This window comes from Caulobacter sp. 602-2, from assembly GCF_011043625.1.
Classification (GTDB): domain Bacteria; phylum Pseudomonadota; class Alphaproteobacteria; order Caulobacterales; family Caulobacteraceae; genus Caulobacter.
In genome coordinates this window covers 266,662-281,668 of the sequence record NZ_JAAKGT010000004.1, presented here as the reverse complement: position 1 = coordinate 281,668, position 15,007 = coordinate 266,662, and the positions used below count along the sequence as shown (strand labels likewise).

At 69.5% G+C, this 15,007-nt stretch carries 15 protein-coding genes; 13 read left to right on the top strand and 2 right to left on the bottom strand.

Translation table 11 applies throughout. The features are described from left to right. Positions 1 to 92 precede the first annotated feature (92 nt). A complete protein-coding gene (locus G5B46_RS11535) occupies positions 93 to 2,120 on the top strand; it encodes an NAD(+) synthase (RefSeq protein WP_165258795.1) in 2,028 nt (675 codons plus the stop codon). Positions 2,121 to 2,232: 112 nt separating this feature from the next. Further along, a complete protein-coding gene (locus tag G5B46_RS11530; RefSeq protein WP_165258793.1) occupies positions 2,233 to 3,549 on the top strand; it encodes a mannose-1-phosphate guanylyltransferase/mannose-6-phosphate isomerase in 1,317 nt (438 codons plus the stop codon). On the opposite strand, the gene G5B46_RS11525 is transcribed toward G5B46_RS11530, so the two are convergent. Further along, entirely contained in the window at positions 3,533 to 4,687 is a 1,155-nt protein-coding gene (locus G5B46_RS11525) for an AGE family epimerase/isomerase (protein ID WP_165258791.1), read from the bottom strand. The genes G5B46_RS11530 and G5B46_RS11525 overlap by 17 nt on opposite strands. A 95-nt stretch (positions 4,688 to 4,782) precedes the next feature. On the opposite strand from G5B46_RS11525, the gene G5B46_RS11520 reads away from it, so the two are divergent. From G5B46_RS11520 to G5B46_RS11475, 10 genes are all read left to right on the top strand, one after another. After that, positions 4,783 to 5,331, top strand: a complete 549-nt coding sequence (locus tag G5B46_RS11520; protein ID WP_165258789.1) for an HAD family hydrolase — start codon at positions 4,783 to 4,785, stop codon at positions 5,329 to 5,331. Further along, positions 5,328 to 6,377: a dTDP-glucose 4,6-dehydratase gene (gene rfbB, locus G5B46_RS11515; protein ID WP_165258787.1), complete on the top strand. Its 1,050-nt coding sequence runs from the start codon at positions 5,328 to 5,330 to the stop codon at positions 6,375 to 6,377. The genes G5B46_RS11520 and rfbB overlap by 4 nt, the downstream gene beginning before the upstream one ends. After that, entirely contained in the window at positions 6,374 to 7,258 is an 885-nt protein-coding gene (gene rfbD / locus G5B46_RS11510) for a dTDP-4-dehydrorhamnose reductase (protein ID WP_346764906.1), read from the top strand. Before rfbB ends, rfbD begins: the two co-directional genes overlap by 4 nt. Continuing rightward, positions 7,255 to 8,130 (top strand): glucose-1-phosphate thymidylyltransferase RfbA, encoded by an 876-nt coding sequence (gene rfbA / locus G5B46_RS11505; protein ID WP_165258783.1) that lies wholly within the window; start codon positions 7,255 to 7,257, stop codon positions 8,128 to 8,130. The genes rfbD and rfbA overlap by 4 nt, the downstream gene beginning before the upstream one ends. Positions 8,131 to 8,203: 73 nt before the next feature. Continuing rightward, entirely contained in the window at positions 8,204 to 8,857 is a 654-nt protein-coding gene (gene fsa, locus G5B46_RS11500; RefSeq protein ID WP_165258781.1) for a fructose-6-phosphate aldolase, read from the top strand. Positions 8,858 to 9,014: 157 nt separating this feature from the next. Further along, positions 9,015 to 9,248: a hypothetical protein gene (locus tag G5B46_RS11495; RefSeq protein WP_165258779.1), complete on the top strand. Its 234-nt coding sequence runs from the start codon at positions 9,015 to 9,017 to the stop codon at positions 9,246 to 9,248. Positions 9,249 to 9,334: 86 nt separating this feature from the next. After that, entirely contained in the window at positions 9,335 to 10,735 is a 1,401-nt protein-coding gene (locus G5B46_RS11490) for a cystathionine beta-synthase (RefSeq protein ID WP_165258777.1), read from the top strand. Between the two features lie 58 nt (positions 10,736 to 10,793). Beyond that, positions 10,794 to 11,069 (top strand): type II toxin-antitoxin system ParD family antitoxin, encoded by a 276-nt coding sequence (locus G5B46_RS11485; RefSeq protein WP_165258775.1) that lies wholly within the window; start codon positions 10,794 to 10,796, stop codon positions 11,067 to 11,069. Continuing rightward, on the top strand, positions 11,066 to 11,398 hold the full coding sequence (locus tag G5B46_RS11480; RefSeq protein ID WP_346764905.1) for a type II toxin-antitoxin system RelE/ParE family toxin: 333 nt from the start codon (positions 11,066 to 11,068) through the stop codon (positions 11,396 to 11,398). The genes G5B46_RS11485 and G5B46_RS11480 overlap by 4 nt, the downstream gene beginning before the upstream one ends. Next, positions 11,395 to 12,570, top strand: a complete 1,176-nt coding sequence (locus tag G5B46_RS11475; RefSeq protein WP_165258771.1) for a PLP-dependent aspartate aminotransferase family protein — start codon at positions 11,395 to 11,397, stop codon at positions 12,568 to 12,570. The genes G5B46_RS11480 and G5B46_RS11475 overlap by 4 nt, the downstream gene beginning before the upstream one ends. On the opposite strand, the gene G5B46_RS11470 is transcribed toward G5B46_RS11475, so the two are convergent. Then, positions 12,497 to 13,480, bottom strand: coding sequence for a mechanosensitive ion channel family protein (locus G5B46_RS11470; RefSeq protein WP_165258769.1), 984 nt, complete (start codon positions 13,478 to 13,480; stop codon positions 12,497 to 12,499). The two genes, G5B46_RS11475 and G5B46_RS11470, sit on opposite strands and share 74 nt — an antisense overlap. A 347-nt stretch (positions 13,481 to 13,827) precedes the next feature. Between G5B46_RS11470 and G5B46_RS11465 the strand changes: the two genes are divergently transcribed. Further along, entirely contained in the window at positions 13,828 to 14,988 is a 1,161-nt protein-coding gene (locus G5B46_RS11465) for a DegT/DnrJ/EryC1/StrS aminotransferase family protein (protein ID WP_165258768.1), read from the top strand. Positions 14,989 to 15,007 lie beyond the last annotated feature (19 nt).

The following is a 15,007-nucleotide window of genomic DNA, read 5'->3' as shown; positions in this document are numbered from 1 at the left end:
AGGCTGAGGCCGCTATGCAACGGCGCGCGGACCGGATATAGCTGGACCCCGACTTATGCTCAATTTCAGCATAACCTCGAAAGGTCGACCGCGTGGGCAGCCCGTCGTTCTTCTCTCCCTACCGTCACGGCTTCGTCCGGGTCGCTGCGGCCGTTCCGAAGGTCAAGCTGGCCGATCCGGCCCACAACGCCGACCGCGTGCTCGACCTCGTCCGCCAGGGCCACGACCAGGGCGTGGCGGTGATGGTGTTCCCGGAGCTGGGTCTCACAGGCTACTCGATCGACGACCTGCTGCAGCAGGACGTGCTGCTGGACGCCGTCGAGGCGGCGATCGCGACCCTGGCGCGGGAAAGCGCGCGCCTCTCGCCGATGTTCGTGGTCGGCGCGCCGCTGCGCGACGGCGGGCGGCTCTATAACACCGCCGTGGCCATCCACGCCGGCCGGGTGCTGGGCGTCACGCCCAAGAGCTTCCTGCCCAACTATCGCGAGTTCTACGAGCGCCGCTGGTTCACGCCCGGCGCCGGGGTGACGGGCAAAGCCCTGCGCCTGGCCGGCCAGGACGTTCCGTTCGGGACCGACATCCTGTTCCGCGCCGACGGCTTCACCGTCGGCGTCGAGATCTGCGAGGACGTCTGGACGCCGAACCCGCCCAGCACCGCCCAGGCGCTGGCCGGGGCCGAGATCCTGCTGAACCTGTCGGCCAGCAACATCACCATCGGCAAGTCCGAGACCCGCCGCCTGCTGTGCGCCAGCCAGTCGTCGCGCGCCGTGGCGGCCTATGTCTATTCGGCGGCCGGCGCGGGAGAGAGCTCGACCGACGTCGCCTGGGACGGCCACCTCGACATCCACGAGATGGGCGCCCTGCTGGCCGAGACCGAGCGCTTCTCGACCGGCCCGACCTGGACCTATGCCGACGTCGACGTCGAGCGGCTGCGCCAGGAGCGCATGCGCGTGGGCAGCTTCGGCGACGCCATGGCCCTGGCGCCGCCGGCGGTTCCGTTCCGCATCGCTTCGTTCGACTTCGTCCCGCCGGCCGGCGACCTGCCCCTGGCCCGGGCGGTCGAGCGCTTTCCGTTCACGCCGTCGGATCCGGCCAAGCTGCGCGAGAACTGCTACGAGGCCTACAACATCCAGGTCCAGGGCCTGGCCCGGCGCCTGGAGGCCTCGGGCCTTACGAAGCTGGTCATCGGCATCTCCGGCGGCCTCGACTCCACCCAGGCCCTGCTGGTGGCGGCCAAGGCCATGGACCAGCTTGGCCTGCCGCGCGCGAACATCCTGGCCTACACCCTGCCCGGCTTCGCCACCTCGGACCGCACCAAGGACAACGCCTGGGGCCTGATGCGCGCCGTCGGCACGACCCCCGCCGAGCTCGACATTCGCCCGGCCGCGACCCAGATGCTGAAGGACCTCGGCCACCCGTTCGGGCGCGGCGAGCCGGTCTACGACGTCACCTTCGAGAACGTGCAGGCGGGCCTGCGCACCGACTACCTGTTCCGCCTGGCCAACCACAACGCCGCGCTGGTGGTCGGCACCGGCGACCTGTCTGAGCTGGCGCTGGGCTGGTGCACCTACGGCGTCGGCGACCACATGAGCCACTACAACCCCAATTGCGGGGCGGCCAAGACGCTGATCCAGCACCTGATCCGGTTCGTGGCCCATTCGGGCGACGTCGACGCGGCGACCACCGCCCTGCTGGAAGACATCCTGGCCACCGAGATCTCGCCCGAGCTGGTTCCGGGCGAGCAGGTGCAGGCCACCGAGAGCTTCGTGGGCCCCTACGCCCTGCAGGACTTCAATCTCTTCTATATGACGCGCTACGGCATGGCGCCGTCGAAGATCGCCTTCCTGGCCTGGAGCGCTTGGCACGACGCGGCCAAGGGCGGCTGGCCCGCGGGCCTGCCGGAGACGGCGCGCCGCGCCTACGACCTGGCCGAAATCCGCAAATGGCTGGAGCTCTTCCTCAAGCGCTTCTTCGCCAACCAGTTCAAGCGCTCGGCCGTGCCCAACGGCCCGAAGATCTCGTCGGGCGGCGCCCTTTCGCCCCGCGGCGACTGGCGAATGCCCTCGGATGCCGCGGCTGATGCATGGCTGGCCGAGCTTTCCGGGAACACGCCCAGATAGAGCGCTTGGCGGTCGACACCAATGAATATGACCGTCCGGCGGGTGGACCCGGCCGGATTTGTCCTATAGTCCGCACCCCCATAGGCATCTTGGAAAGCTGGGGGTTTTTTCGGTGGACGCCATCTATCCGGTCATCCTGTGCGGCGGGTCAGGCACGCGCCTCTGGCCGTCGTCGCGGGCCGACCGCCCGAAGCAATTCCTCAAGCTGATCGGTGACCGCTCGAGCTTCCAGGAAACCATCCTGCGCGTGATGGACCTGCCCGGCGCCCGAGAAATCGTCGTCGTGACCGGCCGCCAGATGGCCGAGCTGGTCGAGCGCCAGGCCCGCGAGATCGGCGCCAATCTGGTGGTGATCATCGAGCCCGAGGCCCGCGATTCCGCGCCCGCCATCGCCGCCGCGGCCGCCTATGTCCGCGCCAAGACGCCCGACGGCGTGGTGCTGATGCTCGCCGCCGACCATCACATCGCCGAGGTCGACGTCTTCCGCGACGCCGCCCTGACGGCCGTGTCCGCCGCCCGCAACGGCCTGATCGTCACCTTCGGCGTCCAGCCGACCGGCCCGGCCACGGGCTTCGGCTACATCAAGCCCGGCCAGCCGCTGCCCAGCGGGGTCAAGGCCATCGAGGCCTTCGTCGAGAAGCCCGACCTGGAGACCGCCAAGCGCTACCTGGCCGAAGGCTACTACTGGAACAGCGGCAACTTCGCCTTCTCCGCCAAGACGCTGCTGGAAGAGCTGGACGCCTACGAGCCGGCGATCAGCACCGGCGCGGTCCAGGCCGTCGACAAGGCCGCCCGCAACGGCATCACCCTGCACCTCGACCCGGAATCCTTCTCGACCACCACCAAGAAGTCGCTCGACTACGCGGTGATGGAGCGCACCTCGAAGGCCGCGGTGGCCCCGGCCGCCTTCACCTGGTCGGACCTGGGCGCGTGGGACGCGATCTGGGAAGCCTCGATCCGCGACCCCTCGGGCAACACCGCCAACGGCGACGTGCACCTGATCAACACCAAGGGCGTCCTGGCCCGCTCCAACGGTCCGTTCGTCGGCGCCATCGGCGTCGAGGACCTGCTGATCGTGGCCGAGAACGACGCGGTGCTGGTCTGTCGCCGCGACGACGCCCAGGCGGTCAAGACGCTGGTCGACGTGCTGAAGGCCAGCGGTCGCGACATCGCCCACCGCCACGCCATCGCCTTCTCCGGCGGCATCGAGCGCCAGCCGGTGACCCGCTCGGCCGCCGCCGAGGTCTCGCTCTGGCGCTTCGAGGCGGGGGCCATGACCAGCCTGCCCGCCAGCTCCATCCAGGTCCTGGACGGCGCCCTGGAAGCCGAGGTCGAGACCTACGCCCAGGGCGCGCGCGCCGACCTGCACTCGCCGGTCATGGTGCGCGCCGCCGAGGCCAGCACCGCCCTGATCACGATCTGGCGCTGACGACCCGGTCCAGCTCCAGGATGGCGCAGACGATGTGATAGAAGGAGCTGGCCGGCGCCGGCTCCTCCACGAACGTCCCGTCGGCCTGGAGCTTGTCGCGCCACAGGCCCGGCACGGCCACGTCGAGATACTTCAGCAGCGCCTCGGCGCCGTCGGCCGCCACGTCCATCCACGCCGCGTCGCCGGTGACCTGGGCCGCCAGCACGCCGGCCTTCACCCACTCGGTCTGGGCCCACAGGCGGGCGACGCCGTCGTGCACGCTCATGTCGTCGAGCAGGGCGAAGATCGCCACGCCGCGCGCGGGATCCACGCCCGGCCCCTTGCCGATCTCGATCATGCGCAGGGCCGCGGCCTTGGCGTCGTCGCGTCCGGACAGCTGGCTCCAGCGCAGCAGCAGCCAGGCCCACTCGAACTGGTGGCCCGGCTCGACGATGCGCCCGGCCACGCCGGGGGCGGGGTTCCAGTCGCCGTCATAGTATTCGCGCAGGCCGCCGCTCTTGGGATCGATGAACTTGGCCAGCGCCAGTTCGGCGATCTCGTCGGCCATTTCGCGCCAGCGCGCGTCGCCCCCTGCCTCGATCCAGGCCAGGCTGGCCTCGAAAAGATGCATATGCGGGTTCGACAGCAGCGGCAGGATGCGCGGGACGCTTTCCTCGAAACCGGCGACCGGGTGCTTCAGCGAGCCGTAGAGGGCGTCGCGCAGCTCGACGGCGATCTGCGGCAGGTCCTCGCGCTCGGGCAGGGCCTGGCTGGCCATGGCCAGGCCGAACAGGCCGAAAGCTTGGTCGTAGAGGTCCACCTTGTCGTCCAGCGGCGCGCCGTCCGAGCCCACCAGGGTGCGGAAGAAGCCGTCCGGGCGGCGGTAGCGCGCCAGGTAGAACGCCAGGCCGTGGGCCAGCGCCTCGCGCCAGGGGCCTTCCCAGCCCAGCATGCCCGCCACGGCGTAGGAATAGATCTGGCGCGGCTGCACCCGCGCCCGGCGCGGCGCCTCGACCGGGCTGCCGTCGAGGTCGATCTTCTCGAAGAAGCCGCCGTTCACGCGGTCGGCCCCCACCGTCCACCAGAGCGGGAAGGCGTCGTTCAGGGCCCATGTCTTGAGCTGATCCCGCAAGCGGACGATACGGGCGGCGTCGGTCATGGAAGTCTCCTCAAGGAGAGCCGTTTCTAGCCCGCTCCGTTCGAGGCGCAACCCTCTGCTTGTGGCGGTGCAGGGGCTCGCGTAATGGCTAGCGGATGTCCAGCGAAGCGCCGCTCAAGGCCGTTTTCTTCGATCGCGACGGCGTGTTGAACGCGGACCACGGCTATGTCCACGACCCCGCGCGCCTGGAATGGATCCCCGGCGCCAGGGAAGCCGTCGCGGCCCTGACCCGGGCGGGCGTCCGCTGCATCGTGGTCACCAACCAGTCTGGCGTCGCGCGCGGCTACTTCCCCGAGACGGCCGTGCACGCCCTGCATGCCTTCATGCGCGAGGAACTGGCGCGTACCGGCGGCGAGATCGCCGCGTTCTATCACGCCCCCTTCCACAAGGACGCCGTGATTGAGGCCTATCGCCACGACGACCACCCCGACCGCAAACCCAACCCCGGCATGATCCTGCGCGGCCTGGCCGAGCACGGCCTCTCGCCCGAGACCTGCGTGCTGGTCGGCGACAACGACAGCGACGTCGAAGCCGCCCGCCGGGCGGGCGTCGAGGGCTTCCTGTTCGAGGGCGGCGACCTGCTGAACTTCCTCGAGCGCAAACTGGGGCGGCGTTTTCCGGCCGCGCCTGGAGATCCGGCTTGAAACTCCTCATCACCGGCGGCGCCGGCTTCATCGGCTCGACCCTGGTCCGCAGCGCCCTGGCCGCCGGCCACGCCGTCGTCAATGTCGACGCCCTGACCTATGCCGGCGATCTGGCCAACCTGACCGAGGTCGAGGCCCATCCGGCCTATGCCTTCGAGCAGGCCGACATCGCCGACGCCGAGGCCATGGCGGCCCTCTTCGCGCGCCACGACCCCGACGCCGTGCTGCACCTGGCGGCGGAGTCGCACGTCGACCGCTCGATCGACGGCCCGCTGGCCTTCGTGCGGACCAACGTCATGGGCACGGCCGTGCTGCTCGAGGCCGCCCGAGCCCATCATGGCCGACTGCCCTCCGAACGCGCCGCGCGCTTCCGCTTCGTCCACGTCTCGACCGACGAGGTCTATGGCGCGCTGGGCCCCGACGACGCGCCGTTCGACGAGCGCTCGCCGATCGACCCGACCTCGCCCTACTCGTCCAGCAAGGCCGCCTCTGACCTGCTGGCCCGCGCCTGGGGCCGCACCTACGGCCTGCCGGTGATCGTCACCTCGTGCTCGAACAACTACGGGCCGCGCCAGCATCCGGAAAAGCTGATCCCGACGGTGATCTTCAACGCCCTGGCCGGCCGCCCCATCCCGGTCTACGGCGACGGGCGGCAGGTCCGCGACTGGCTGCACGTCGAGGACCACGCCGCCGCGCTGCTGCGGGTGCTGGAGGCCGGCGTCCCGGGCGAGACCTACCTGATCGGCGGCGACGCCGAGCGCGCCAACATCGACCTGGTTCGCACCATCTGCGCGGCCCTCGACCGCATCCGCCCGGGCAACACCCCGCGCGAGGACCTGATCACCCACGTCACCGACCGTCCGGCCCACGACCGCCGCTACGCCATCGACGCGGGCAAGCTGCAGCGCGACCTCGGCTGGTCGCCGGCCATGACGGTCGAAGAGGGCCTGGAGCGGACCGTGCGCTGGTATCTCGACAACGACGGCTGGTGGGACGCGCTGCGCGCCAAGGGCTTCGCCGGCCAGCGACTGGGCGTCAGCGCGTGATCCGGATCCTCCAGTTCGGGGCCACCGGCCAGGTGTCACGGGCGATGATCGCCGCCGCCCCGGGACGGGCCGCCCTTGCGCCCCTGTCGCGCGCCCAGGTCGACCTGGCCGACACCGCCGCGATCGAGGCGGCGATCGCCGGGGCCGACTGCGACCTGGTGATCAACTGCGCCGCCTTCACCCTGGTCGACAAGGCCGAGGCCGAGCCCGAGGCGACCCGCGCCGCCAACGCCCTGGCCCCGGCGGCCATGGCCCAGGCCTGCGCCGCCCGCGGCCTGCCGCTGGTGCATCTGTCGACCGACTGCGTGTTCGACGGAACCCTCGACCGCGCCTATCGCGAAGATGACGCGCCCAACCCGCTGTCGGTCTACGGCGCCACCAAGCTGGAGGGCGAGACCGCCGTCCTGGCCTGGGAGAAGGGCGTCGTGCTGCGGGTCTCCTGGGTGTTCTCGCGCTTTGGCCGCAACTTCATCCGCACGATGCTGGAGCTCGGGCGGACGCGGGACGAACTGCGCGTGGTGGCCGACCAGTACGGCTGCCCGACCGACGCCGTCGCCCTGGCCGACTTCCTGCTGGGCGCCGCCCCGCGCTGGGCCAGCGCCGCGCCCGGCGATCCGGCCTTCGGCCTGTTCCACTTCACCAACGCCGGCGCGACCTCGCGCCACGACCTGGCCGCCGCGGCCCTGCGGCGCGACCCCCTGACGCGGGCGCGGCTTTCGCCGATCGCCAAGCGCGACTTTCCCGAACCCGCTGCGCGGCCGCTCAACGGCGCGCTCGATAGCAGCCGGGTTTCCGCCGTGTTCGGCTGGCAGGCCGAGCCATGGGCGAGCGCCGTCGCGCGCGCCGCCGACCAGATCATCGCCGAAGGATTGGACACATGAGGCGCGGGATCATCCTCGCCGGCGGCTCGGGCAGCCGGCTGGCCCCCCTGACCCTGGCCGTCAGCAAGCAACTGCTGCCGGTCTACGACAAGCCGATGATCTACTACTCGCTGACCACCCTGATGCTGGCCGGGGTGCGCGAGGTGCTGATCGTCACCAACCCGCATGACGAGACCGCCTTCCGGCGCCTGTTGGGCGACGGCTCGCAGCTGGGCCTGCGCATCGAGTACATGCCCCAGGCCTCGCCCGACGGCATCGCCCAGGCGCTGATCCTGGGCGAGGCGTTCCTCGACGGGGCCGACAGCGTCGTCGTGCTAGGCGACAACATCTTCTTCGGCGCCGGCTTCGCCGACGTGCTGCAGAGAGCCGCCGCCCGCCCCGCCGGCGCCACCGTGTTCGGCTATGCCGTGGTCGATCCCCAGCGCTACGGCGTCGTCGAGATCGGACCCGACGGCGGCGCCCTCAGCATCGAGGAAAAGCCCGCCAAGCCGCGTTCGCGCCACGCCGTGACCGGCCTCTACTTCTATGACGGCAAGGCGCCGGCCATCGCCCGCGGCCTCAAGCCCTCGGCCCGCGGCGAGCTGGAGATCACCGACGTCAACCGCGCCTATCTCGACGCCGGCGACCTGACCGTCGAGCGCCTGGGCCGCGGCTACGCCTGGTTCGACACCGGCACCCACGACTCCCTGATGGAGGCCTCCGAGTACGTCCGCGCCATCGAGCTGCGGCAGGGCTTCCGCATCGGCTGCGTCGAGGAAGTCGCCTTCCAGATGGGCTTCATCGACGCCGATCAGCTGCGCGCCCTGGCCGGCCCGGCCCCCAAGACCGGCTATCACCGCTATCTGCGCCAACTGGCCGACGGCGAGATCTGAAATCCTGGCGCGGCCGGCCCCGAGGGGCTAAACCCGCTGTAAATTCTCCACAACAAGGCCCCCGCGCAGAGCCATGCAGATCTTCCTCGACAGCACCGACACCAAGGTCATCGCCGACTTCGCCGCGACCGGCCTGATCGACGGCGTCACCACCAACCCGACCCTGATCGCCAAGTCGGGCCGCCCGATGCTGGAAGTGATCGCCGAGATCTGCGACCTCGTCCCCGGCCCGATCAGCGCCGAAGTCGCCGCCACCACCGCCGACGCCATGATCGCCGAAGGCGCCAAGCTGGCGCAGATCGCCCCCAACGTCGTGATCAAGCTGCCGCTGACCCGCGACGGCCTGATCGCCTGCGGCCACTTCGCCAACGAAGGCGTCAAGACCAACGTCACCCTGTGCTTCTCGCCGAGCCAGGCCCTGCTGGCCGCCAAGGCCGGCGCCACCTACGTCTCGCCGTTCATCGGCCGCCTGGACGACTACGGCTTCGACGGCATGGACCTGATCCGCGACATCCGCGCGATCTACGACAACTACGGCTACGAGACCGAAATCCTGGCCGCCTCGGTGCGCAACACCGCCCACGTCAAGGAAGCCGCCATCGTCGGCGCCGACGTGGTCACCATCCCGCCGGCGGTGTTCGGCGACATGTTCAAGCATCCGCTGACCGACAAGGGCCTGGAGCAGTTCCTGAAGGACTGGGCCGGCACCGGCCAGTCCATCCTGTAGTCGGCCGGGCGATTTTCCAGTCGCCGCAAACCGTTGCACCACAAGGCGCGGCCCCGGATTCGTCCGGGGCCGTTTCTTTTTGCGACTGCGAAGGTGGTTCGCAAATGCGAATTCGCGCGTTAGGGTCGGGAAACCTCAAGTTCTGAGGAGCGCGCCCATGAAAGCCGCCGACATCGCCATCGACATCTGCCTGGCCTCCGCCGAGGAAGCCGTGCGGTTCTCGCGCTTCGTGCAGAGCTTCCTGGCCAGCAACGGCTTTCCGTTCGTGATGATCCACAACACGCCCGAACTGGGCGCCGAGCGCCGCAAGGTGGTGTTCGAGGACGTCGGCGTCGGCCACAAGTTCGCCCGCGAATGGCGGATGGACCGGCTGGCCGCCGCTGGGGCCTGACGGCCAAGCTTGAATAACGGCGTTTCCCGTTTCCGGTTTTGGGCGTTACACAGGGTGATCGTTTCGCCCTGACCCGGAGTCGCGCCATGAACGACCCCAGATCCGCCCTTCCGCCGGTCGCCGGTTCCGCGCTCGACCTGATCGGCCGCACGCCGATGCTGGAGGTCCGCAACCTCGACACCGGCCCGTGCCGCCTGTTCCTGAAGCTGGAAAGCCAGAACCCCGGCGGCTCGATCAAGGACCGCGTGGCCCGCTCGATGATCGAGGCGGCCGAGGCCGACGGCAGCCTGAAGCCGGGCGAGACCATCATCGAGGCCACCGCCGGCAACACCGGCCTTGGCCTGGCGCAGGTGGCCAGCCTGAAGGGCTACAAGCTGATCCTGATCGTCCCCGACAAGATGGCGCGCGAGAAGATCCTGCACCTGCGGGCCATGGGCGTCGACGTGCGCCTGACCCGCAGCGACGTCGGCAAGGGCCACCCCGAATACTACCAGGACATGGCCCAGGCCCTGGCCCAGTCGATCCCCGGCGCGATCTACGTCAACCAGTTCGCCAACCCGGCCAATCCGCTGGCCCACGAGACCGGCACCGGCCCTGAGATCCTCGAGCAGATGGGCGGCGACGTCGACGCCGTCGTGGTGGGCGTCGGCTCGGGCGGCACCCTGACGGGCGTCGGCCGCTACATGGCCAAGCATTCCCCCAAGACGAAGATGGTGCTGGCCGACCCGGTCGGCTCGATCCTCTGCGACTACGTGGCCACCGGAACCTACGGCGAGGCCGGCTCGTGGATCGTCGAGGGCATCGGCGAGGACTTCATCCCCGACAACGCCCAGATGGACCTGGTCTCCAAGGCCTATTCGATCAGCGACCGCGAGAGCGTCGACACCGCCCGCGAGCTGCTGCGCAAGGAGGGCGTGCTGGCCGGCTCGTCCTCGGGCTGCCTGCTGGCCGCCGCCCTGAAGTACTGCCGCGAGCAGACGCAGGCCAAGCGGGTCGTCACGCTGGTCTGCGACACCGGCGCCAAGTACCTGACCAAGATGTTCAACGACATGTGGCTGGCCGCCCACGGCTTCGACCAGCGCGAGCTGCACGGCGACCTGCGCGACCTGATCGCCAAGCGCTACGCCGACGGCGGCGTCATCGCCATCGGGCCGGGCGACACCCTGCTGACGGCCTACAACCGCATGCGCTCGTCCGACATCAGCCAGCTGCCGGTGGTCGATCACGGCAAGCTGGTGGGCATCCTCGACGAGAGCGACATCCTGGCCGCCGTAGAGGGCGGCGACGAACATCGTGGGGCGCGCTTCAAGACCGCCGTCGCACAGGCCATGACGCGCGAGATCAACACCCTGCAGGCCCACCAGGGCGTCGAGGCCCTGCCCGAAGTGTTCGATCGCGACGAGGTGGCCCTGGTGGTCGACGGCGACGAGTTCGTCGGCGTCATCACCCGCGTCGACCTGCTCAACCACCTGCGGCTGGAGGCGTGATGGTTGCGGTTTTGTTCCCGCGGAGTCATGCTGCGATCGAAATCGACACGAGGGTCGCATGACCATCCAGGTGAAACTGACGCCCGCCTTGGAGAAGTTCGCCGAGGACCTCGTGGCCGAGGGGCGCTACGCCGACATCGACGCCGTCGTGCGATCCAGCCTGACCCTGCTGCAAAGCCGTGAGGCCGAACGCCTGGCGCTTCGGCGCTCGATCGACGAGGCCATCGCGGAGTCCGAGCGCGACGGCTATGTCACGCTCGATGAACTGATGGTCGAGCTGGACGCCATCATCGAGGCCGCCGAAGCCGAACAAGCCGCCGCAGCGCACGGGTGAAACCCGCGCAACTCACACGGCGCGCCCAGCGAGACGTCGCGGCGGCGATGTTGAGGATCGCCGCCGACAGTCCGCGGGCGGCAAGGCGGTTTCAGGCTCTGGTGCGCGAACTCGCCGTGCGGCTGGGCGAGTATCCTGAAAGCGGTTTCGAGCGCCCGCAGATCATCGGCCCGCCCTTCCGACTGGCCGCGGTTCGCGATCATCCCTATCTCGCGATCTATGACGCCAGCGCCCAGCCGGTGTTGATCGCTCGCGTTCTGCATGGCGCACAAGATCTTCCGAACTTGTTGCGCGACCTTCCATCGCCACAACGCCCAGAGACTTCATGACCGACATCCCCGGCAAGAACCGCCTGGCCTTCGCCACCCGCGCGATCCACGGCGGCCAGTTTCCCGATCCGACCACCGGCGCGGTGATGGTGCCGATCTACGCCACCTCGACCTACGTCCAGTCGAGCCCGGGCGAGCACAAGGGCTTCGAGTACAGCCGCAGCCAGAACCCCACCCGCTTCGCCTTCGAGCGCGCTATCGCCGACCTGGAGAGCGGGACCGCCGGCTTCGCCTTCGCCTCGGGCCTGGCGGCGGCCTCGACGATCCTGGAGATCCTCGACAGCGGCGCCCACGTGATCGCCAGCGACGACCTCTACGGCGGCTCGTTCCGGCTGTTCGACAAGGTGCGCAAGCGCTCGGCCGGCCTGACCTTCAGCTTCGTCGACATGGGCGACGTCTCGGCGATCGAGGCGGCCATCCGCCCCGAGACCAAGATGATCTGGGTCGAGACCCCGACCAACCCGATGCTGCGCCTGGCCGACCTTGAGGCCATCGCGGCCCTGGCCAGGCGGCGCGGCCTGATCACCGTCGCCGACAACACCTTCGCCAGCCCCTTCGTCCAGCGGCCGCTGGAGCTGGGCTTCGACATCGTCATGCACTCGGCCACCAAGTACCTGAACGGCCACTCCGACGTGGTCGCGGGCGTGGCCGTGGTCGGCGACAATCCCGAGCTGATCGACAAGCTGAAGTTCCTGCAGAACGCCGTCGGCGCGGTGCTGGGGCCGTTCGACAGCTTCCTCGCCCTGCGCGGGGTCAAGACCCTGGCGCTGCGCATGCAGCGGGCCTGCGACAGCGCGCTGGAGATCGCCCGGTGGCTGGCCACCCGCAAGGACGTCGAACGGGTGATCTATCCGGGCCTGGAGACCCATCCCCAACACGACCTGGCCCGTCGCCAGATGCACGGCGGCTTCGGCGGGATCATCTCGGTCGAGCTGAAGGGCGACGAGGCGACCGCGCGGCGGATGCTGGAGCGCACGCGCCTGTTCACGCTGGCCGAAAGCCTGGGCGGGGTCGAGAGCCTGATCGAGCATCCGGCGATCATGACCCACGCCTCGATCCCCGCCGATCAGCGCAAGGCGCTGGGGATCAGCGACACCCTCATCCGGCTTTCGGTGGGGATTGAGGACTGCTCGGACCTGATTTCCGACCTTTCCTCGGCGCTCGCAACTTGAACAGGTGATGGTCCTTGTCGCCGGGCATGGCCGGCGACGGGTCCGGGGCCTTCGAGGCCCGGGGCGGCGGCAGTTCGCGGTTCGGGTCCTCGGCCCACAGGTGGGCGGCCAGCATCAGGTCGGTCCTGACCGGGCCGTGGTCCTCCTTGGCGGTCCAGACGCGGATGGCGGCCTGGGCGAACACCTCCGACAGGTCGGTGACCTCGATCATCGGGGCCGGGTCCTTGCGCACCCGCGGATCGTTCTCGGCCCGCTCGCGCATCTTCTGCAGCACCAGGACGAGGTCGGTCTTCAGCGGCACCTTGAACAGCACGTCGGCGCGGCGGGTGCGGTGGGTCGAGTAGTTGAGGATGACGTCGCCGAACACCTTGCTGTTGGGGATCATCACCTTGACGTTGTCGGGCGTGGCGATCTCGGTGAACAGCAGGTCAAGCGACTTCACCGTGCCCTGGCGGGTGGCCGTCTCGATGACGTCGCCGACGCGGTAGGGGCGAAACAGCAGGATCATCACCCCGGCCGCCACGTTCGACAGCGCCCCCTGCAGGGCCAGGCCGATGGCCAGCGAGGCCGCGCCCAGCACGGCGATGATCGAGGTGGCCTGCACGCCCAGCTGCTGCAGCACCGCCACCAGGCCGATGGCGACGATGGCGTAGCGCACCAGCGAGGAGACGAAGCTTTCCAACGTCGGGTCGGGATTGGTGCGATGCACGCGGCCCAGCGCTCGCCTGGCCACCCCCGCCAGCCAGCCGGCCGCCCAGAAGGTGACGATCAGGATGATCGCGGCGACCACCAGGTTGACGGCGATCTTGCCCAGCCAATCCAGGAAATGCCCGAACATGGTCTCGTCGGCCTTGATGTTGGCGATGGACGGCAGGGAAAGGTCTTGCGGTACGACGGTCGGCTTGCTCATGAAACTCTCGATGGCGCCCCCGCGCCGGCCGGTCAACGACGCCCGGCCAAGGTTCGTTCCGTCCCGGTGGATCCATCCTCCTCCACAGGGGGAGGTCCGCCGCCAAAGACCCTCCCCCTAAAGGGGGAGGTGGCCCGGAGGGCCGGAGGGGGAAGTTCCTGATGAGCCTAAGCCGTACGCCGACGTGGGAAGTTCCTTCCCCCTCAGTCGGCTTCGCCGACAGCTCCCCCTTCAGGGGGAGCATCTTGGACGGAGGGTCGGAGGGGGCTTCCGACAGACAGCGGAGAAACAGTCGGTTACATCAATTGGCTCGAAACCGCCGCCTTTGAACTCTAAGAGCCGCGCCCATGAGCATGCCCTTCATCGACCTCGCCGCGCAGCAGCGCCGGATCCGCGACAAGATCGACGCGGCGATCGCCGCCGTGCTGGACAGCGGCGCCTATGTCATGGGTCCGCAGGTCCGCACGTTCGAGAGCCAGCTGGCCGCCTTCGGCCAGGCCAAGCTCGCCCTGTCCTGCGCCAACGGCACCGACGCCATCGCCCTGCCGCTGATGGCCTGGGGGATCGGCGCGGGCGACGCGGTGTTCTGCCCCTCCTTCACCTTCGCCGCGACGCCTGAGGTCGTGCCGTGGACGGGCGCCACGCCGGTGTTCGTCGACGTGCTGGAGGGCACCTACAATCTCGACCCGGCCAAGCTGGAAGCCGCCATCGCCGGCGTGAAGGCCAAGGGCGAACTGACCCCCAAGGTCGTCATCGCCGTCGACCTGTTCGGCCAGCCCGCCGACTATCCGGCCATCAAGGCCATCTGCGACCGCGAAGGCCTCAAGCTGATCGCCGACAGCGCCCAGGGCTTCGGCTGCACCCTGGACGGCAAGCATCCGCTGCACTGGGCCGACGTCGCCACCACCAGCTTCTTCCCGGCCAAGCCACTGGGCTGCTACGGCGACGGCGGCGCGGTGCTGACCAACGACGCCGTGCTCTGGGACCTGATGGACAGCTACCGCGTCCACGGCAAGGCCGTCGGCCCCGACCTAGCCGGCAAGACCTTCGACCACGACCCCAAGTACCTCAACACCCGCATCGGCATGAACTCGCGCCTCGACACCATCCAGGCGGCGATCCTGATCGAGAAGCTGGCGATCTTCGCCGAGGAGATCGAGCTGCGCCAGGCGGTCGCCGACCGCTATGCGCAAGGCCTGGCCGGCGCCGTGCTGGCCACGCCCAAGGTGATCGACGGCGGCGTCTCGGTCTGGGCCCAGTACGTCATCGAGCACGAGAACCGCGACGGCCTGGCCGCCCACCTCAAGGCCAAGGGCGTGCCGACCGCCGTCTACTATCCGGTGCCCATGCACGTGCAGGCGCCGTACGCGGCCTTCCCCCGCGGCGAAGGCGGCCTGCCGGTCACCGAGGCCAAGGCCGAGACGGTGCTGGCCCTGCCGATGCACCCCTACCTGGCGGCCGACGACCAGGCGGTGATCATCGACGCCATCCGGGGCTTCAACGGCTGAGCTTCGCCTCATTGAAGCC

Bases quoted from the DNA above. Each gene is read 5' to 3' on its own strand.
- G5B46_RS11490 (WP_165258777.1), top strand. From the start codon at position 9,335: ATGAACGACCCCAGATCCGCCCTTCCGCCGGTCGCCGGTTCCGCGCTC.
- G5B46_RS11470 (WP_165258769.1), bottom strand. From the start codon at position 13,480: ATGAGCAAGCCGACCGTCGTACCGCAAGACCTTTCCCTGCCGTCCATC.
- G5B46_RS11495 (WP_165258779.1), top strand. From the start codon at position 9,015: ATGAAAGCCGCCGACATCGCCATCGACATCTGCCTGGCCTCCGCCGAG.
- G5B46_RS11465 (WP_165258768.1), top strand. From the start codon at position 13,828: ATGAGCATGCCCTTCATCGACCTCGCCGCGCAGCAGCGCCGGATCCGC.
- G5B46_RS11520 (WP_165258789.1), top strand. From the start codon at position 4,783: ATGTCCAGCGAAGCGCCGCTCAAGGCCGTTTTCTTCGATCGCGACGGC.
- fsa (WP_165258781.1), top strand. From the start codon at position 8,204: ATGCAGATCTTCCTCGACAGCACCGACACCAAGGTCATCGCCGACTTC.
- G5B46_RS11475 (WP_165258771.1), top strand. From the start codon at position 11,395: ATGACCGACATCCCCGGCAAGAACCGCCTGGCCTTCGCCACCCGCGCG.
- rfbA (WP_165258783.1), top strand. From the start codon at position 7,255: ATGAGGCGCGGGATCATCCTCGCCGGCGGCTCGGGCAGCCGGCTGGCC.
- G5B46_RS11525 (WP_165258791.1), bottom strand. From the start codon at position 4,687: ATGACCGACGCCGCCCGTATCGTCCGCTTGCGGGATCAGCTCAAGACA.
- G5B46_RS11485 (WP_165258775.1), top strand. From the start codon at position 10,794: ATGACCATCCAGGTGAAACTGACGCCCGCCTTGGAGAAGTTCGCCGAG.